Genomic DNA, 18672 nt, shown 5'->3' on the forward strand with positions numbered 1-18672 from the left:
GAGGATGGGTAGCAGCGCAGCGTCGCGCCGACCGCTGAACCGCATCGGACCTGATCGAGGTCCCGCTTTCCGACAAGGAAGAACCCATGCCCGCAACCGACGCCGCGCCCTCCGCGGTGGCCACCGAGCCCGCTGACACGCTCGCCGTGCACGAGGCCGACCTCGAACCCATCCCCGAATCCGCCAAGATCCACGACGTCCGCGGGCAGTTCTGGATCTGGGCCGGCGCCAACATCGCCCCCATCAACTGGGTGCTCGGTGCCCTCGGTGTCGGGATGGGTCTCGGCCTGTGGGAGACGATCGCCGTGCTCGCCGCCGGCAACCTCATCGGCATGGCGATCTTCGGGGTGTTTGTCGTCATCGGGCAACGCACCGGTGTCACCGGCATGGTGCTGTCGCGGGCGGTCTTCGGTCGCCGCGGCGCCTACCTGCCCGCGGCCGTGCAGGCCGTCGTGTGTATGGGCTGGTGCGCGGTCAACACCTGGATCGTGCTCGATCTCGTGATGGCGCTGCTCGGCAAGATCGGCCTCGTCGACGCCGATGCGGCCAACAACGGTGCACGTATCGCGGTGGCCGCGGTCATCATGACGATGCAGGTGGGCATCGCCTGGTTCGGCTATCGCGTCATCTCCGCCTTTGAACGCTGGACCGTGCCACCCACCGTGGTGATCCTCCTCGCCATGACCGCTGTCGCATGGACCGGCCTCGACGTCGACTGGGGCCACGGCACCGATCCCGCGCTGACCACCGGCGGTCACTGGGGCGCCATCACCGCGGTGATGACCGCCATTGGCATCGGTTGGGGCCTCACCTGGCTGGGCTATGCCGGCGACTACTCCCGCTTCGTGTCCCGCGACGTCCCGGCCCGAAAGCTGTTCCTGGCCAGTGCACTCGGCCAGTTCATCCCGGTCGTCTGGCTGGGAGCGCTCGGCGCCACCTTGGCGACCCTCAGCACATCCGACGACCCGGGCACGATCATCGTCGACGCCTACGGTGTGCTCGCCATCCCTGTCCTGCTGCTCGTCGTGCACGGCCCGCTGGCGACCAACATCCTCAACATCTACACCTGTACCGTCTCCACCCAGGCCCTCGACATCCGCATCGACCGCCGCATCCTCAACGTCGCGATCGGATTGGTCGCGATGGGTGTGGTCACCTTCTTCGTCCTCAACGGCAACTTCGCCACCACCATCGACAGCTGGCTTGTTGGCATCGTCGGGTGGGTGACCCCCTGGGCCGCAATCGTTCTGGTGCACTGGTTCTATGTCGCTCGACGTCACGTCGACCCGGAAGTGTTGTTCGCCAAGCCCACCGGCAGCACCCTGCCGATGGTGCGGCCGACTGCGCTGGCCGCGCTCGCGATCGGCATGGTGTGCACGTGGCTGTTCATGTACGGCATGCTGCCGGTGCTGCAGGGCCCGATCGCCACCGCGCTCGGCGGAGTCGACCTCTCTTGGCTCGCAGGCGGAATCGCCGCCTCCCTCTCCTACTTCCTGCTGGAGCGCCTGCACCGCCGCCCGATGGTCTCCAACCTCACCGGCGACATCGACACCGTCGCACCGGTCGCCGGTCGAGACTCCACCCCCGCTGGCACCCCTGCTGGACGAGCTGCACCTTCCGCTGGCCGAGCTGCACCTTCCGCCGGTCGAGTCGCACCTTCTGCCGGCCGAGCTGCACCTTCCGCTGGTCGAGTAGCGGCGAGGCGCTAGCCGAGCTGCGTATCGAGACCCCGGAACCGCCCACCCACACCCCACGAGGACAACCGATATGCGCACCAACCTCTTCATCGACCGCGCGACCATCCTCCCGATGGACGACGACAACGGCGCCACCCCGATCACCAGCTCCATCCGCATCCGCGACGGTGTGATCACCGAGGTCAGCGCCGACCTGGTCGCCGAACCCGACGAGGAAGTGATCAGCGGCAGCGACCGGCTGGTCGTGCCCGGTTACGTCAACGCTCACACGCATTCCTGGGAGGCGCTGTTCCGGGCGCGGCTGGACAATCTGCCGCTCGAGCACTGGATGCTGTTGTCCTATCCGGTGCTTGGGCTTGACCCCATCTCCCCGGACCTCATCCGGCTGCGCAGTCAGCTGGTCGCCATCGAGTCACTGCGCAACGGCGTCACCACCCTGGTCGACGACGTGCTGGAGATCCCAGGACAGTCGGAGGGGCAGCTGGCCGCGGTCTTCGAGTCGTATCGCGACATCGGCATCCGCGCCAATATCTCCGGGCATGTGATGGATCATCCGTTTGTCGAACACTTTCCGTTCCTCGCCGACGTCATAGACCCCGGGTTGCGGAAACAGCTGGACGCCCTCGCGCTCACTTCGGCCGACGACTACCTCGCCTACGCACGGTCGGCGGCCGAGCGGTACCGCGACTATGCCGACGGCCGGCTGCGGTTCATGGTCGGGCCATCGGCGCCCCAACGGTGCGGCCCGGACCTGTTGGCCGGCAACAGCGCACTGTCCCAGGAATTCGATCTCGAATTCCACATCCATGTCTTGGAGACGCGGACCCAGGCGGTCACCGCGGAAGAGTTCTACGGCAAGACGATGGTCGGCTACCTCGAATCGTTGGGTGTGCTGAGCGAGCATGTCACGATGGCGCACGGTATCTGGATGACCGACGCAGATCTCGACATCCTCGCCGCCACCGGGGTATCGGTGTCGCACAACCCGATCAGCAACCTGAAGCTCGGATCGGGTATCGCGCCGTGGCGCAAGTACATGGCCGCGGGCATCAACGTCGGCCTGGGAACCGACGGGATGTCCAGTTCGGACTCCGCACGGATGTCGGAAGTGGTGAAGACGGCGGCATTGCTGCACAAGGTCACCGGGCCGGACTACCGGCAATGGCCGACCGCACAGGAAGTGTTGACAGCGGGCACCATCGGCGGTGCACGGTCGGCGCGGCTGGGTGACGTGGTCGGCAGCGTCGAAGTCGGCAAGCGGGCCGACCTGGTCATCTACGGCATGACCTCGCTGGCGTTCACCCCACGCAACCGACCCGAGCTGCACCTCGTCTACAGCGAGAACGGGTCGTCGATCGAAACCGTCATCGTTGACGGCCAGGTGGTCCTCGACAACGGCGAGATCACCACGATCGACGAACGCGACGTCCTTGACGAGCTACAGGCCCGCGGCCCCGAGATCCGTGCCTGGCAGGACGAACTCGAACGGCTCAACCGCGCACTGCTCCCTGCCTTCGACCGGCAGTATGCGCGGACCATGGCGCGCGAGGTGCCGGTCAACCGGTACAGCGGAGCGGGGGAGTGTTGGGTGAACTGAGGTCATTCGGGGTGACGCAAAGCGTCCAGGGTGGGGGAGGATATCGGCGAAAGCGGCAGTCGCGTGGGCGGGAAGCTGCCTTGATCTCCAGATGATCGTTCCACCAGCACGGCAGAAATCCATCGTTTGGCGTGTTCTCTGTGTCGGGAGACCGCGATAGTGTCAGGTCGACAGTGACGAAGTCTGATGATTGGGCTGCCATGAACGTGCGACGGGCAATGACGATCGGGTGTGTGGCAGCAGGCATCGTCGGTGTCATACCAGGTCTCTCAGGTACGGCGGTTGGCTCTGCGTCGCCGGTGATCGCGGTTGATACCGCCGGCTACGCGATACCGGGAAGCCCGGGCTATTACCGGTGGCAGTACGCGTTCTCACCGCAGCGTGAATGCGCAATCTATCCGATCGCCGGTGGCACCGCTGTTCAATGCTCGGTGGCCTTCCCGGCTGGGACGCCGTCGGTCAGCAGCCCGCCATTCCACGGACCACCGAATGCGGTCCAGATCGTGAACGGAAAGGTGCTCAACACCATCACCGAGGGTGGCCCGCCGGGAGCTCGAGTTCTTCCCGCAAATCACCGCATTACTGTGGGCGCCGTGTCGTGCACCGCGCTGGCCCGCAGCGGTATCGACTGCTCGTCTCGGGGGAGAGGTTTCCGATTCGCAGAGGGCGTGCTGACCAAGCGATAGCGAAAGCACGTACTCGCTACGGACTTCTGGCGAACGGTCGCCGGTAACCCGTCAAGTACACTCCGTCGAGTGGAGTCGAGAATGGACGAACTCCAATTGAATCGAGACGAACACGCACTCTTCGTGCGAATACCTTGTGACGGTGACCCGGTTGGCAACACTGTCACCCGCACGGCGCTCGGATGGTCGAAGGTTCGATACGGAAGGGCGCGCCAAGGGCTTCTCGACAAGGAACTTGTGCTCCGTGCGCGCGGGCGCGGTGGAGCCCTGAAGCGTGCACCTGTCACCAAGGACGCCGACGTCGAAGCCGACCATACCGCCAGGTTTGCGACGGTGCGACCGCCGCTTGCTGAAGCAGACCTGTACGGACCAATACTCTCGACGTTGCGTGACGAGTGGGCCGAGGATCGCGGATTCCAACCCCTGGCGATTGAAGAGACCGCGCGACAGGGCAAGAGGCGGACCGGAGGAGCCCGGACAAGACCCGATCTGGTTGCGATCGGGCTCAAGACCTTCCGGCATGTGCCGCACAAGCAATTCGAGATCTTCACCTTCGAGGTGAAGTCGATGCAACAGGTCAATTTGATTGCGGTCTTCGAGGCACTGGCACACAGGCGCGCATCAACGCACGCCTACATACTCGTCGAAATTCGGACCGAGCTGACTGATGTATACAAGGAAGCCCTGGACACCGCAACAGCGACCGCCCATGAGCATGGGATCGGAGCGATTACGTTTGACGACCCTGCTGACTACGAGACATGGGAGGAAGTCCTCCCCGCGCAGCGTTTCGACTCGCCGCCGGAGGCGATGAACGAATTCATCGAGGCTCAGATCTCACGGCAAGGTCAGACATCAATCGCAACCGCTATAGCAGCCATGCGAGGCGAACGTCGGAGGTCCGCATCGGTCGGTGAATCTCGAGGATGACGAGGAGTTCCGATGACACCAGAACACATTCGACCGGTCGATCCAACTGTTGAGCTCCTCAGCCTGCCCGCCGGCCGGAGCGCCGTGGCGATCGAGCGATTCTCGGTGTACGCCTGCCCGCAATCCCATCACGCACCGGCCAGCCGCTACCTCGCACCGCGGTTGCCGGACGGTGGAGAGATCCCGCGTGTCTACAAGGTGGATCGGGTTTTCGATATCGGGACCGCGAACCTGGCGGCGCACCTTCGCGATATTGCTGACGAAGATGCGGTGCGTGGCCCCCACCGCAGCGCGCAGGTACGCGATTTCTGTCGTGACCAACTGGGTCTAACGGACGCTGGCGACGAGGAGCTCCGTGTGTTCGTGCTGGCGCCGTTGGCGATTGAGTTACCTCACCGACCGCGGCCAAGGGCAAATCAGCCCTTCAAAGCACATCGATGGACCCTGGCCGACTTGCTCGACACCACAACGACTTACCTCCCGTGACGCTCACCGACCGCACGGGTCGACCGCATGACGACCTAGCTGTCGCAAGATGCCGCGTCATTCATTGCCGGCGTGATCCCCAAACACTGTGCCCCCACCCGACTCCGCCCGCACCACCGCCAGCGCCGCCCCGAACGCCATCACGCCCTCGAACCCACTCGGGTCGATCCCGCTCAACGACGCCACCTTGTGGAGCCGGTTGTTGACGGTGTTCGGATGGACGCCGAGTGTTCGAGCGGTGCGGGCGCGGTCCATGTCGCAGCGCAGGTAGTGCTCGAGGAAGTCGATCAGTTCGGGGAACGGTTCGATGGGTTCCAGCACGCGGCGAATGTGCGTGCCGGCCGGGCTCGGGCGGGTCAGCTGATAGGGGAGTGCGACGTCGGCGAGCCGGTAGATGACGCGCTCGGCGTGGTGTCCCGCCGACAGTCGCAGCACCTCCGACGCCAACCTCCCCGCCGACGGCACGTCCGCGATGGGCACGTCCTGCACCAGCCCGGCCCGAATCGGGACGTCCACCGATGACCGGATGCGTTCGACCAACTCTTCGGCGACTTCCTGCGCCGACGACCGACCATCCGAGTCCACCGGCATGAGCAGGTGCCCGCCCGCCGGGCCCAGCGTGGTCAGCGTCTGGTTGGTGCGATGGAACTCGGGCAGCGAGAGGATCTTGCGCATCTTCCGACGTCCGGCCACCAGCCGCCCGGTCGCATCCTCGATGAGTTCGTCCGGTGTCGACGAGATCTCCAACGCCAGCACGTGGTACGCCTCGGCCAGTGCGATCCGGAAGCGGTCGGCGTAGGGGCGGGCTTCCTGCCCGTCGAGGATCATGCGCGCCACCAGGTGCCCGGCACTGCTCTTCTCGCTGTCGAGGATGACCTTTTCCTGCTCATAGGCATCGACGATGGTCGCCGAATAGGTGCCGAACAGTGAGATCAGCGCGGTGCCGAGGTAGGCCATCTGGTCGGTCTCATCGGGTCGGGCGACCACTGTCGCCTCGGCCCAGAAGCCTTCGAATCCGCGTTGCCAATTCCGGATCACCACTGACAGCGGCACACCCTCGTCGGCGCGCTGCACGGCGATCGCTCGCGCCGGCCGCAGGTCGTCGTCACTGGGTGTGGCATTCGCGCGTAGCGCCCGGAAGATCGCCACCATGTTCGTCCGCGCCACCCACGGCACCTCGGTGAACCGGATCTCCGGCGGCAGGGCGCGGAGCGCCTCGGACGTCGCCCAATCCGAATGCTTGACGATCTCAGCCGCACGACCCTGCAACCGATTGATCAGATCGTCGATCCCCTCCGGTGGTGGGGTTGGCGTCAGCGCGGTCATCTCCGTCCTCCCACTCTTGTGCGATCGCACATCCAAATGCGGAGCTTCCTGTGCCGGCGCGCCATTGCGATGGGCGATAGCCCACCTTACCGTGGAGACGTAGCAGAAATTGTGATGTGAACCACGATGATGTCGCCGTACAGCTTGCGCCACCGAACAGCTCCGAAGCGCCGGCGTCGGTGCGTACCCGCTGCCCCACCTCCCGGGCGCCGATCCCCAGGCGCGACCACGAGAACACGCAAGGAAACACGATGGACCAATCGACCACCCGTCCACCCAGTACGACGGCGACGCTCACTCCCGAGCCTGCGCAGCCGGACCGGCGCGGCCGCACCGATCGCGGGCGGATGACCATCGGCGGCGCCCGCGCCTGGGTGATCACCGCGATGTTGATGATCCTCATGATGATCAACTTCGCCGACAAGGCGGTGCTGGGACTGGCCGCCACCAGCATTCGCGCGGAGTTCGGGCTCACCGCCCAGCAGTACGGCACCATCTCGAGTGCCTTCTTCCTGTTGTTCAGCCTGTCCGCGTTGGTGATCGGCCATCTCGCCGACCGCTTCAGCACCCGCAAGGTGCTGCTGGTCCTGGCGCTGATCTGGTCGGCCGCGATGCTGCCGGTCATCGGCCCGGCGGGATTCCTGGTCATCCTGGCCTCCCGCGTGGTGCTCGGTGCTGCGGAAGGTCCGGCGTTCGGCGTGGCGCAGCACGCCGTGCACAAGTGGTTCAAGGACGCCGATCGCAGCATGCCGACGGCGTGGCTGACGGTTGCGACGTCGCTGGGCGTGATCGTCGGCGCACCGACGCTGTCGTGGCTGATCGCCGCCCACGGCTGGCGCTCGGCGTTCATCGCCGTCGCGGTCGTCGGTGTGGTGTGGAGTGCGGTGTGGTTGGTGGTCGGCCGTGACGGCCCGATCGATGTGCACACGACCACTGCCACCGCCGACGACGCCGTCCGCCCCGTCGATCGTGTGCACGTGCCGCTGCGGAAGATCCTGGGCTCGCGGACCTGGATTGGCTGCGCGCTGAGCGCATTCGCCGGGTATTGGGCGGTGGCGCTGCTGATCGCCTGGGTGCCTGCCTACCTGACCGACGACCTCGGCTACAGCAAGGCGACCACCGGAACTCTCACCGCGCTTCCGTGGATCGTCGGAGTGATCGGTTTGCTCGCACAAGGTTTCGGCACCCAACGCCTGATGCGCAAGGGCGTCTCGAGCCGATGGGCTCGCGGTGTGCTGCCCGGCGCCATCGCCGTGGTCTCGGGTATCTGCATCCTGCTGGCGATGGCTGTCCACGGCAACGGCGCGATCATCATCTTCCTGTCCATCGGGCTCGGCCTGTGCGGCGTGGCGTTCGCCGCGGGCGCCGTGGCCTGCGGGCAGATCGCACCCGTCGGGCAGCGCGGCGCCGTCCTCGGAGCTTTTGTCGCCGTCTACTCACTGGCCGGCGTCATCGCGCCGTACGTCGCCGGTGTCCTCATCGACCGCGCCGGGAGCGACCCCACGTCCGGATACACGGCAGTCTTCGCGCTCACCGGCGCCATCGTGATCGTCGGCGGACTGTTCGCCGTGACCCTGATCAGCCCGGACCGAGACGCCGCCCGACTCGCGGCCGCCGCCCGCCCGGCCTGACCCCACCGCTCACACCGCAACCTTCCCCACATCTGACCCTTGAACGGAGAACTTTTGTCTCACAACAGCAAACCCGCCACCTCCCACACTGCCGCCGTCAACGAGGCCGTCCTCGACGCCCTGCCCTTCGAAGATCGGCGGGCCTTCGACGACGCCCACCGCGGCTTCATCGCCACCCTGGACCCGATGGTGATCACCGACGACACCGGCCGCATCGTGTGGGATCTGGAACGCTTCGCCTTCCTGCAGGATGAGGCCCCCGCGACCGTCAACCCCAGCCTGTGGCGGATGTCCCAGCTGCACACCGCACACGGCCTGTTCAAGGTCGCCGAGCGCATCTACCAGCTCCGCGGCTTCGACATCTCCAACATGACCATCATCGAAGGTGACACCGGCTACATCGTCGTCGACCCGCTCACCTCCGTCGAATGCGCCCGCGCCGCAATGGAGCTGGCGTACGAGAACCTCGGCCACAAACCGATCCACGCGATCATCTACACCCACAGCCACGCCGACCACTTCGGTGGCGTCAAGGGCATCATCTCCGCCGACGACGTGACCAGCGGCGCCGTGCGGATCGTGGCGCCCCTCGGGTTCCTGGAGCACGCCGTCAGCGAGAACGTGTACGCCGGCAACGCCATGATCCGCCGGGCGCAGTACATGTACGGACAGAACCTGCCGGTCAGCGACAGTGGTGTGGTGTCTACCGGTCTGGGCATCGCGCTGTCACAGGGACAGATGAGCCTGCTGCAACCCACCGACGTGATCTCCGGCAGCGGTCAGGAACTGGTGCTCGACGGTGTCCGGTTCGAGTTCCAGTACACCCCGGACTCCGAAGCGCCCGCAGAGATGCACTTCTACCTGCCCGACATGCGCGCACTCTGCTTGGCCGAGAACGTGTCTCACCACATGCACAACCTGTACACGCTGCGCGGCGCGCAGGTGCGTGACTCGTTGGGCTGGAGCCGCTACCTCGACGAGGCGCTGCAGCGCTACGGTGCCATCTCCGACGTCATGTTCATCTGCCACCAGTGGCCGGTGTGGGGCTCCGACGCGATCTGCGACCTGCTCGCCGAGCAGCGCGACCTCTACCGCTACATGCACGACGAGACACTGCGGCTGGCCGCACACGGGCACACGATGGTCGAGATCGCCGAGATGATCGAACTGCCCGAAGGACTCGCCACCTCTTGGGCGGCCCGCGGCTACTACGGGTCGCTCAACCACAACGTCAAGGGCGTGTACCAGAAGTACCTGGGCTGGTTCGACGCCAACCCGGCCACTCTGCATCCGCATCCGCCGGTCGAGACGGGCAAGCGGTATGTCGAGTTCATGGGCGGCGCCGACGAAGTGCTCCGCAAGGCGCGCAGCGCATTTGACGACGGCGACTACCGTTGGGTGGCGCAGGTGGTCAATCATGTGGTGTTCGCGGACCCGGACAACACCGCCGCACGCGAACTGCAGGCCGATGCGCTCGAACAGCTCGGCTACCAGAGTGAGTCGGCGCCGTGGCGCAACTTCTACCTGACCGGCGCGCAGGATCTGCGCCAGGGCGTGCGTACCGACGAGTCGGCGTTGGGTGCCAACGAGGTCGTTGGCGCGATGACCGTCGACATGCTGCTCGACTACCTCGCCATCCGGGTCAACGGCCCGAAGGCCAGTGGCCGCAAGTTCACTCTGCTGCTTGATGTTTCCGACATCGGCGACACATGGCGCGCCGAGCTGACCCATGGGGTGCTCAACTGCACACCCGCTCAGCCCGACTCCGACGCCGACGCCACGATGCGACTGACCAAGCCGGCCCTGACCGGTTTGGCACTCGGCGCCGTGCAGCTCGCCGACGCGGTCTCGGCCGGGATGGTGGAACTGTCGGGGGACGAGGCGCTCGCGTACGACCTGTTCGCCCTGCTGGACACGTTCAGCCGGTCGTTCAACATCGTCACCCCGTGAGGTCGCGGGCGATGTCGGGGGCAGGCGAAGGCATCACGTTCGACGACACGACCCAGGAGCCGGTGCCGGACGCCGAGCCCGACTACCGGTTCACCCTGGCCAACGAGCGCACCTTCCTCGCCTGGATACGCACCGCCCTCGCGTTGCTGGCCGCCGGTGTCGCCGCCGAGGAGTTGATCGGCGGCGGCACAGGCAATGTCGATCACTCGGTCCTCGCGGTGACGTGCGTGGTGGTGGCCACCGTGCTGTCGTTGGGCGCGTTCTACCGGTGGCGCCGGCTGCAGGCGGCGATGCGGCGCAGTGACCCGCTGCCGCCGGCCACCATCGTCCGTGTCACCGTCGGGGGAGTGTGCGCCATCGCGCTGGTATGCGTGGTGGTCGTGATCCTGTGACGACGACCCTCCGCGATCCCGGACCACAGCCGGAGCGCACGCTCTTGGCTTGGCGCCGAACAACATTGACCGCAACTGGGGTTCTGCTGCTGTGCAGTCAGGCATTGTTGGGCCATCACACCGCTGCGAATGCGGTGGCCGTCGTACTGAGTGTTGTTGTCGTGGTTGCGTTGTGCGGTGGCATGGCGCAACGGGCGCGGCGATACCGGGTCGATCCCCGGTGTGGCGAGGAGGCGTCGTCGGGGATGCTGATGCTGATCGCGGTGGGGATCGGGTGTGTCGGGGTGACGGTGCTGGCCGGGTAGACGGCGGCGCGGCTGCCGAGCTCGGCGCCTCACCCGGTCAGCGAGAACGGGTGCACGCTGTTGATCGGGTCGGTGAGCGTCAGGAACGACGGATGGGTGACGCCCCATTGCCCCCGCAGCAGGGTGATGGTCTGGACCGCGGCCCGGTGCAGCTGTTTGCGGCCGAACTCCCGGATGAATTCGTCCTTGCGGGACAAGTGTCGCCAGTCGAGCGCCTCGAACGTTCGCTGCGTTTGTTCCCACGCCGGTTGTTGTGAGCCGACCACTGCACTCTTGGGCACCGTTGCGCGGATGCGACCCGCCCGGTTGGCCCGGAAGGCGACGAGGAGCTGGTCGCGGTTGCCGACGGGATGGGCCAGATCGATGAACTCGAACGACCCGAATCGCAGATCGCCGAGACGCGCGGCGAGATCTTCGGTGAACTCGCGCCAGGATTCGGCGATCTGGTCCTCGTATCCGCCGACTCCGTCGAACTCGTAGTCGTCGTAGGCCTCGGTGGTCATGGTCCTCCTTGGTCGGTGGGCGGACCGGCAGCTGCCGATGACAACGAAGATACGAGCGGGGTCCGACATGTTCTGCTGATGTGCGATGTCGCCGATCCGGGGCGGCGATCAGCGCAGAGACATTCGAGAGTTGTTCGGAGCCATCGACAGGCTGATCGACCACCGCCAGTGTCAGGGCAGGCCTGCCTTGTCGAACTCGGCTTGCATTCGCGGCCGGTTACGATGGTCGTCCCGCAATTCTGCGATGAAGGTGTCGACGTTGTCGGCCCGGTCGGTACCTTTGGCCAGCTTCCGCATTCGTTTGAGGAGCCGGGCGGCGGCCTTGTAGTGGCTGACCCCCGTGTGCTCGAGCTCGGCGTAAGCCAGCTCGGTGATGGGGCCCAGCACGGCGAGCGGGTCGATCTTCTCGTATGCCTTGATGAGATCGAGCCACAGCGCCCCGTCGGTCAGAGACAGGGCGTGCGCCTGCTCCCACGCGCGGTGCGGATCGCGCAGTGTGGTGAGGGTGAACAGGACCGCCTGACGTGGGTCGTCGTCGAGCGCCGTGGTCACTTCGTCGGACACTGCGGCCCACTCGTCGCCGGCGGCGGCATACAGACGCGCGGCGGTCGCCGACGTCGGCCACCGCCGGAACACCTCGAGGCTGACGTTGAGCAGATCGTCCGGCCGATGCGCGGCCACCAGGTCACACCATGTTGACGACGCCGCCAACGCCTGATGTCCCGTGTCGTGCTCGGTGGCGCGTTGTGCCCACTCGATCGCCAGGTCGTATTCGTCGATCTCGGCGAGTGCCTGCGCGGTGTCCTCCAACCAGACGGCCCGCTGCTGGTCGCGGGCGTGCGTGCGGATGACCGCGTCGATATCCCGGTAGAAGATCGCGAGACGACCGTCGTTGTACGCCAACAGGAATCGGGTATGGCGGTCGGGGTCGTGCCAACCCTCCGGCTCCGGTGGCAAACTCGCCCGGATGTCGTCGAGTCGCTGACGATAGCGCTGCATCCCGACATCGGCCAGCGCCTGCGCGTAGCCCACCGGGTCGATGGTGAAGAAGTCGCAGCCATTGTGGAACTGGAACTTGATCATCCAGTCGACCAGTTTGGCCGGCGAGACGAGCGCCGGACCGGACAGATCGGCGTGTAGCGCCAATAGGCTGCGAATGGCGTCGCCCATGATTCCGCTGGAGTCGTCGGCACGCATGATCACCTTCTGCGCCGACGCGATCGCTTTCTGCGTGACGTCGAAGACCTCGGCGGGATCACCGTGCGCTGCCGCCTCCTGCAAGATGGCGACTGCGTCCTGCATCCGGGCGCCATGCGCGTTGGATGCCCGCCAGGTGTGCAGGTCGGCCCGCGTCCGGATCAGAGGGAGTGCGTCGTCGGCGAGTTGGGTCATGTTCACCATTGTGACCAATGGGCGTCTCACCTGGCCGGGGCTGGTCGAGTCAGTGCGGACAGGGCGACTCACGCCCGCCCGAGCAACTCCACCGCCATGTCCCGCGCGCGGTCGAACGCGTCCGCGGTGACCCCCATCCCCGACGTCACCAACGCGCCCTCGTGCACCAGCAGCAGACGCTCCGCCACCGCGTCGGCGTCAGCGTGGCCGGCATCGGCCGCGATACCGGCGAACAGCCCCAACATCCACTGCTTCTGTCCGACGATGACCGGATAGGCCGGATGGGTGGGGTCGCTGATCTCGGCGTGCGCGTTGATCATGCTGCAGCCCTTGTGTCCGCGCTCGGCCATCCAGTCCCGCCCGGCGTCGAACACCGCGGCCAACCGGCGCTCCGGCGACGGGCCGGCCGCGTCCAAGCGGTCCTGCAGGTACTCACGCCACTGTGCGTCGCGGGCCCGAAGGTACTCGACCACCAGCTGTTCCTTCGACCCGAACCGGTCATACAGGGTCCGTTTGGTGACCCCGGCCTCCGCGGCGATCGACTCGACTCCCACCGCGTGGATGCCGTGCTCGTAGAACAAGTCGGATGCCGCGGTCAGGATCACCCGGGCCTTGGGGGTCCACTCGACTTCGGTACTCACCTTGCAAATACTACACCGATCGGTAAAGTCGGCGACATGCGAACTTCACCGATCGGTATACCTGCGGGCTGGGTGACACCCGTACTGTCTGCGTTGTTCGTCGTGTGCTGGTCGTCGGGATTCATCGGCGCCAAGCTCGGCGCCGCCGACGCCCCACCACAGACCGTGCTGATGTGGCGGTTCATGCTGATCGCCGTGGTGCTCGGAGTGGTCGTCGGGCTGCGGCGACGGCGCGCGTCGGTACCGCCGATGTCGTTGCGCCAGTGGGGTATCCAGATGGGGATCGGCGTGTTGTCGCAGGCGGGCTACACAGGTGCCGTGTACTGGGCGATCGCGCTGGGTGTCAGCACCGGCACCACCGCGCTGGTCGACGGGATCCAACCGTTGGTGGTCGCCGCGCTCGCCGGGCCGATCCTGGGTGCGGTCACCCTCGGGCGGCAGTGGTGGGGGCTGCTCGTCGGCGCGGCGGGCGTGCTGGTGGTGACCGGCACGGATGCGACCGCCTCGGGCGCGCACGCGCCGTGGTGGGCCTACCTCGTACCGCTGGGCGGCATGGCCGCGCTGGTGGCGGCGACTTTCCTGGACCGACGCGCACCCGCCACACCGCCACAGATGCTGGCGCTGGCCATCCATTGCGGGACGTCGGCGGTGCTCTTCGCGGTGGCGTGTGTGGCGACCGGCGAGGCGATACCGCCGATGGCGGGGAGCTTCTGGATGGCGGTCGCGTGGCTGATGTTCGTGTCGACCGTCGGCGGCTACGGCCTCTATTGGGTAATGCTCGCCCGGGTGGGTGTCACCTCGGTGAACTCGCTGTTGTTCCTGATGCCGCCGGTCACGGCGGTGTGGGGTGCGGTCATGTACGGCGAACCCTTCACCGTCACAACGGCTCTCGGATTAGCGATGGCGCTGGGCGCGACGTGGGTGGTCAAGCGGTCGGCGCGGCCCGAGCCGGCGGCGCGAACGGAGGAATCCGGTGAACTCGTGAAGGATTCCGGCATCGATCAGGGGGCGGAGGTCTCTTTCCGGCGTTCGACTGCAGGTCATTGTCGGGCGTAAGTGAGGGTATGGCTCGGTGGTCCCATCACGTGTCGCGAGCCGAGGCGCGCTCTCGGGCTCGCCGCATCACCAGGTGTCGCCTCACCTTCCACGCATCGGTGAGCTCGTCGATCGTGCTGTACTGGAGAAGTGATCAAGCTCCTCGTGATTGTCGTCGTTGCGGCGGCGATCGCGGTTGCGCTGGTCGTGATCGGCTCGATGATCGTCAACGGTGTGAAGTCGCTGGCCACGGGTGTCGGTGACCTGGTACGGCGGGTCGGATCGTCCACTCCGCAGCAACCAGCCCTGCCGCCTGCGGACACCGATCCGGAGGGCGATGCGGCGGCGGACGACCCACTCGGGCGGCTGGCCGACGACCTGCGGGCGGCGCGGGCCCGCCGGTGGTCGCGGTGTCGCGCGATCCAGGAGCGCGCCGAACCCGCCGAGTCGCATCGCTACCGGCAGCTCGCGCTCGACTGCTGGCATCAGAACTCCGACGGTGGCACCGAAGAACCCGACCGGCTCCGCAACGACTCGGTAGGGCAGATCGCCATCACGGCGGGACTGGTTGCCGACCGGGTGAGCGACTACCCGGCCTGGCAGCTGGACTTCTTCGACCGACACGGCGTGCGCGTGGACCTCGGGGCCGAGGTCACCGCGCTCACGACGTCGGCCGCCAACGTCCGCCACCAGATCGACATCCTGGGTGACGCTCCCGCGGATCTGAGCACCGACGACGAGGTGGTCGACACCTACACCGCCAAGGCGCTGCTGTTGTCCCGGCGACTCGATGGGCTCGTCGAACGGGTCGGCGCGCTGGCCGAGTACCAGCAGATCGTGGCCAGCATCCAACATCGTCAGGACAAGCGGGAATGGCTCGACCGGGTCAGCGCCATCGACGAATTCGAGAACGAGGTCGACGCGCAGTGGGACAGCTCCGAGGCCGACCGCATGCGCAATACCGCCGACGAGTCGGACATGCTGGCCTCGATCTACCTGGATGCGCTTGCCCCGCTGGCGAAAACCCTTGGGCGGGAACAATGACCGGCACTGACGTGTGAATGTCTGTCACCTCCGAGAGAAATCGCTGCGCCTGCGCAGGAGGTCGTCTGTGCAAAGTTCGATTGTGAAGCAGCCCGCCGACCCGACGTGTCTGGTCATCCGACCGGCTAGAGGTTGCCATTCTTTCGGAATGCGCATCACGACCGCGCGCTCGTGTCCGACAGACCTGATACATGTCGACGATGTACTCCACAGAGGCGAGCAGCTCGGCATGATCGGTCAGGTCGCTACAGAGCTGTACCCCATTCACCAAGCGCGCGGCGTACCCGCGTGCCTTGGTAGATCCAGGTCGCGGGCATCGTGGCTTGTCGCGGTGGTCTCCTTCTGCTTGGTGACTACACCGACGTGGATCACGGTCGCCGCCATTACATATGCTTGCCTCCGATTCTCGCCGAGTCCGTGGCCTGCGCTCCCGCTGGTGTCGGTGTCTGTCCTCGTGTCGGTTTACACTTTGTACCGACTGGACGGGGATACCAGCCGAAACGCACAGTTCAGGCGGGCGGTCACCGTCGACTCGGATTACCTGGTGACTCCGTCTGCTCGGAGATTGCAAATCTGCAGATTCTTGCTCGCGGCCAACCTGGCTGCCAGCACTGCCACGACAATTGCCTTTGCGCGAATCGACATTCTGGCTTTTCATTTGACTGCTGGAGCCGCTGTCGCGCTCTATCTCGCCCTTCAACACCAACATGGCGTCCCAAGAGCAACTCGAGTACCCATCAGTCTGTTTGCCGCGTATCTGACCATCGCGTTCATGCTGATCGCTGCCGCCGGTTCGTTTAGTTCTCCGGGGTGGCGCGCAGGAATCGTGGCCGCGACGATCGCGGTCGCCCTGCCAATGGAACCCGAGCTGTTCCACGCCAACTTCGGCATCGCAATCACTGCGACATCTGCGAAGAATCAGATTCGTAAGCTTGAGCACGCCTGGCTTCGGCCGGAGATGCCTCGTGAGGCCGGCGCGATCTCGCGAAAGGGCACTAGAAGTGTCTCGCGCTGAGAGAGCATTATGTACTACGATGTAGCACATGTCGGAAGTAGGCATCCGTGCCCTCAAGCAAAACGCGTCGGCAGTGGTTGCTGAAGCTGCTGCTGGCGAGACGGTGGTTATCACCGATCGAGGACGGCCTGTAGCCCAGTTGACTCCGATCCCGACGTCGCCGTTACAACGTCTGATCGCTGCGGGCGCCGCCCGTCCACCTCGACGGGACATATCGCAGCTCCCAATCCCCGAGGTCGGCCCTCCGTTGTCACGCGAACTCGCAGCCATGCGAGACGCCGAACGGTATTGAGCCTTGGCCTGGTACATCGATACTTCAGCGCTCGTCAAGATGGTCGTCCGCGAGCTTGAGTCACCGGCATTGTTTGGCTGGATCACCGACAACAGGGTCGAGCTGGTTTCGGCCGATCTTGCTCGAGCGGAGCTACTCAGAGCTGTTCGGCGGACCGCAGCTGACCGCGTCCAACAGGCACGGGCGACCCTTGACTCGATCACCCTGATTTCCGTGTCGACCCGGATCTTCGACGCCGCAGGTCACCTCGATCCGTCCATCCTCCGCACCCTCGACGCTCTACACCTGACGGTCGCGCTCGAGCTCGGTGATGATCTCGAAGGAGTCGTCACCTACGACGACCGGATGGCTGATGCAGCACGTGCGCTCGGCATGACTGTCATTGCGCCGAACTGACCTTGTAGGTCGCGATGCCCACCGTGCGCACAACGCCGAGAACCAGAGCATGATCAGGGTGAATCCACCTCGGCGCTAAATGCTCTCGCTCTGACCTTGTCTGACTATGACAGCCATTCGAGGCGCGCGTTCGGTCCTCGTAGAGGAGGAGTCGCCCGCCGAAAGATGGTGTTCGCTCATCGCGCAACCAGAGGGCCGCCCCTCACCTCGCCCGCACACTCTCCGGCGCGCCCCACCCCGCCCCGGTACCGTCGACATGTTCGACCTCGGCCTCCCAGGGCACCGCATAGTCGCCCGCCACGAGGTCACGCATGAAGGTGTACGGGCAGTCGCCGACACCGCCGGCGACAGCCGTGTACCCGCGGTGACCCAGTTGGTAGATGTTGTTCTCGACTCCCCACATCCGTCGGGCGTCGTCGGCGCGGGGCGGAACGACTTCCGCGCTGGCGCTGGTTGCCGAGCGCCACGCCGCTGTCGGCGCCTACGTCGACACCCACCCGGGCGAGGTGGACCCGGCTGTGGGACAGATCATCTCCCGCACTGGAGGTATCAGCGCGTCGCAGATGGTCACCGATCTGGCTCGCCTCGACGATCTCCGCACGCAGAGCATGGCGCTGCTCGCCGACTGCGACGCGCTCCTCGTACCGACCGCGCCCGGGCAGCCGTCGGCGGTCAAGGTCGCCGACGATCCGATCGGGGGCAACGCCTGGCTCGGCACGTATACGAACTTCACGAATCTCTTCGAACAAGTGCGGCGTGGCGGTGCCTGCCGGCACCGTCGGCGAGGGACAGTTCGGCGTGACCGTCCTGGCGCCGGCGTTCCAGGATGCGGTGGGCCTGGACATCGCCCGACGCGTCCACGAAGCACCCGCGCGGCGCGCCATCGCGGCGGGTATTGTCGTTTCGGGTATTGCGCTGTTCGTGTGGTCGGTGATCAGTGCCTTTCTCTGAAGGCGCTGCTTGTTGTCCCGGCGACTCGATGGGCTCGTCGAACGGGTCGGCGCGCTGGCCGAGTACCAGCAGATCGTGGCCGGCATCCAACATCGTCAGGACAAGCGGGAATGGCTCGATCGGGTCAGCGCCATCGACGAATTCGAGAACGAGGTCGACGCGCAGTGGGACAGCTCCGAGGCCGACCGCATGCGCAATACCGCCGACGAGTCGGACATGCTGGCCTCGATCTACCTGGATGCGCTTGCCCCGCTGGCGAAAACCCTTGGGCGGGAACAATGACCGCGATCATCGGGTGACGGTGCAGAACCAGTAGTCGTTGTACTCTGGGCCTGACCGTTGACGAGATCGGCACCCCTGTGGATAACCCTGTCCAGCCGGCGAAGCGTGTCGGTCACCATCC

19 protein-coding genes and 1 pseudogene are annotated in these 18672 nt (G+C 65.9%); 15 read left to right on the plus strand and 5 right to left on the minus strand.

Features of this window, described 5'->3' with window-relative positions; all coding sequences use genetic code 11:
* The first annotated feature begins 86 nt into the window (after positions 1-86).
* From AC4AMJ_RS25645 to AC4AMJ_RS25660, 4 genes are all read left to right on the plus strand, one after another.
* The gene (locus AC4AMJ_RS25645; protein ID WP_489915575.1) at positions 87-1709 is read left to right on the plus strand and encodes a purine-cytosine permease family protein; all 1623 of its coding nucleotides are present in this window, start codon (positions 87-89) and stop codon (positions 1707-1709) included.
* 58 nt (positions 1710-1767) lie between these two features.
* Entirely contained in the window at positions 1768-3294 is a 1527-nt protein-coding gene (locus AC4AMJ_RS25650) for an amidohydrolase family protein (RefSeq protein WP_489915577.1), read from the plus strand.
* Positions 3295-4061: 767 nt separating this feature from the next.
* Positions 4062-4910, plus strand: a complete 849-nt coding sequence (locus tag AC4AMJ_RS25655) for a hypothetical protein (RefSeq protein WP_489915579.1) — start codon at positions 4062-4064, stop codon at positions 4908-4910.
* Between the two features lie 12 nt (positions 4911-4922).
* Positions 4923-5396 (plus strand): hypothetical protein, encoded by a 474-nt coding sequence (locus tag AC4AMJ_RS25660; RefSeq protein WP_489915581.1) that lies wholly within the window; start codon positions 4923-4925, stop codon positions 5394-5396.
* Positions 5397-5453: 57 nt separating this feature from the next.
* Here the strand turns inward: AC4AMJ_RS25660 and AC4AMJ_RS25665 are convergent, their stop codons facing one another.
* Positions 5454-6722 carry a PucR family transcriptional regulator gene (locus AC4AMJ_RS25665; protein WP_489915583.1) on the minus strand — a complete coding sequence of 423 codons (1269 nt, stop codon included), beginning with the start codon at positions 6720-6722 and terminating at the stop codon, positions 5454-5456.
* Positions 6723-6973: 251 nt separating this feature from the next.
* Here AC4AMJ_RS25665 and AC4AMJ_RS25670 point away from each other — a divergent pair, with 251 nt between their 5' ends.
* The 4 genes from AC4AMJ_RS25670 to AC4AMJ_RS25685 are packed head-to-tail and all read left to right on the plus strand — an operon-like array spanning position 6974 to position 11000.
* Entirely contained in the window at positions 6974-8353 is a 1380-nt protein-coding gene (locus tag AC4AMJ_RS25670; RefSeq protein WP_489915585.1) for an MFS transporter, read from the plus strand.
* Positions 8354-8407: 54 nt separating this feature from the next.
* Positions 8408-10303 carry an alkyl/aryl-sulfatase gene (locus tag AC4AMJ_RS25675; RefSeq protein ID WP_489915587.1) on the plus strand — a complete coding sequence of 632 codons (1896 nt, stop codon included), beginning with the start codon at positions 8408-8410 and terminating at the stop codon, positions 10301-10303.
* Between the two features lie 11 nt (positions 10304-10314).
* A complete protein-coding gene (locus AC4AMJ_RS25680) occupies positions 10315-10695 on the plus strand; it encodes a YidH family protein (RefSeq protein WP_489915589.1) in 381 nt (126 codons plus the stop codon).
* A complete protein-coding gene (locus AC4AMJ_RS25685) occupies positions 10671-11000 on the plus strand; it encodes a DUF202 domain-containing protein (RefSeq protein ID WP_489915591.1) in 330 nt (109 codons plus the stop codon). Before AC4AMJ_RS25680 ends, AC4AMJ_RS25685 begins: the two co-directional genes overlap by 25 nt.
* A gap of 29 nt (positions 11001-11029) precedes the next feature.
* Here the strand turns inward: AC4AMJ_RS25685 and AC4AMJ_RS25690 are convergent, their stop codons facing one another.
* From AC4AMJ_RS25690 to AC4AMJ_RS25700, 3 genes are all read right to left on the minus strand, one after another.
* On the minus strand, positions 11030-11503 hold the full coding sequence (locus AC4AMJ_RS25690) for a TY-Chap domain-containing protein (protein WP_489915593.1): 474 nt from the start codon (positions 11501-11503) through the stop codon (positions 11030-11032).
* Positions 11504-11674: 171 nt separating this feature from the next.
* The gene (locus AC4AMJ_RS25695) at positions 11675-12895 is read right to left on the minus strand and encodes a DUF6880 family protein (RefSeq protein ID WP_489915595.1); all 1221 of its coding nucleotides are present in this window, start codon (positions 12893-12895) and stop codon (positions 11675-11677) included.
* 68 nt (positions 12896-12963) lie between these two features.
* Complete coding sequence (locus AC4AMJ_RS25700; protein ID WP_489915597.1) at positions 12964-13536, minus strand: TetR/AcrR family transcriptional regulator; 573 nt, start codon at positions 13534-13536, stop codon at positions 12964-12966.
* 36 nt (positions 13537-13572) lie between these two features.
* On the opposite strand from AC4AMJ_RS25700, the gene AC4AMJ_RS25705 reads away from it, so the two are divergent.
* The 5 genes from AC4AMJ_RS25705 (at position 13573) to AC4AMJ_RS25725 (ending at position 17318) form a co-directional block, all read left to right on the plus strand.
* Positions 13573-14592, plus strand: coding sequence for a DMT family transporter (locus AC4AMJ_RS25705; protein ID WP_489915599.1), 1020 nt, complete (start codon positions 13573-13575; stop codon positions 14590-14592).
* Between the two features lie 129 nt (positions 14593-14721).
* Positions 14722-15615, plus strand: coding sequence for a hypothetical protein (locus AC4AMJ_RS25710; RefSeq protein ID WP_489915601.1), 894 nt, complete (start codon positions 14722-14724; stop codon positions 15613-15615).
* A 583-nt stretch (positions 15616-16198) separates the two neighbouring features.
* The gene (locus tag AC4AMJ_RS25715) at positions 16199-16630 is read left to right on the plus strand and encodes a hypothetical protein (protein ID WP_489915603.1); all 432 of its coding nucleotides are present in this window, start codon (positions 16199-16201) and stop codon (positions 16628-16630) included.
* Between the two features lie 28 nt (positions 16631-16658).
* Positions 16659-16922: a type II toxin-antitoxin system Phd/YefM family antitoxin gene (locus tag AC4AMJ_RS25720; RefSeq protein WP_489898362.1), complete on the plus strand. Its 264-nt coding sequence runs from the start codon at positions 16659-16661 to the stop codon at positions 16920-16922.
* A gap of 3 nt (positions 16923-16925) precedes the next feature.
* Complete coding sequence (locus AC4AMJ_RS25725) at positions 16926-17318, plus strand: type II toxin-antitoxin system VapC family toxin (RefSeq protein ID WP_489915605.1); 393 nt, start codon at positions 16926-16928, stop codon at positions 17316-17318.
* A gap of 202 nt (positions 17319-17520) precedes the next feature.
* On the opposite strand, the gene AC4AMJ_RS25730 is transcribed toward AC4AMJ_RS25725, so the two are convergent.
* Complete coding sequence (locus AC4AMJ_RS25730; RefSeq protein WP_489915607.1) at positions 17521-17721, minus strand: hypothetical protein; 201 nt, start codon at positions 17719-17721, stop codon at positions 17521-17523.
* 353 nt (positions 17722-18074) lie between these two features.
* Here AC4AMJ_RS25730 and AC4AMJ_RS25735 point away from each other — a divergent pair, with 353 nt between their 5' ends.
* Positions 18075-18269 carry a hypothetical protein gene (locus tag AC4AMJ_RS25735; RefSeq protein WP_489915609.1) on the plus strand — a complete coding sequence of 65 codons (195 nt, stop codon included), beginning with the start codon at positions 18075-18077 and terminating at the stop codon, positions 18267-18269.
* Positions 18270-18278: 9 nt separating this feature from the next.
* Positions 18279-18551: pseudogene (locus AC4AMJ_RS25740) on the plus strand (hypothetical protein); the annotation flags it as partial.
* Positions 18552-18672 lie beyond the last annotated feature (121 nt).

It is taken from the genome of Gordonia sp. LMA484 (assembly GCF_058129505.1).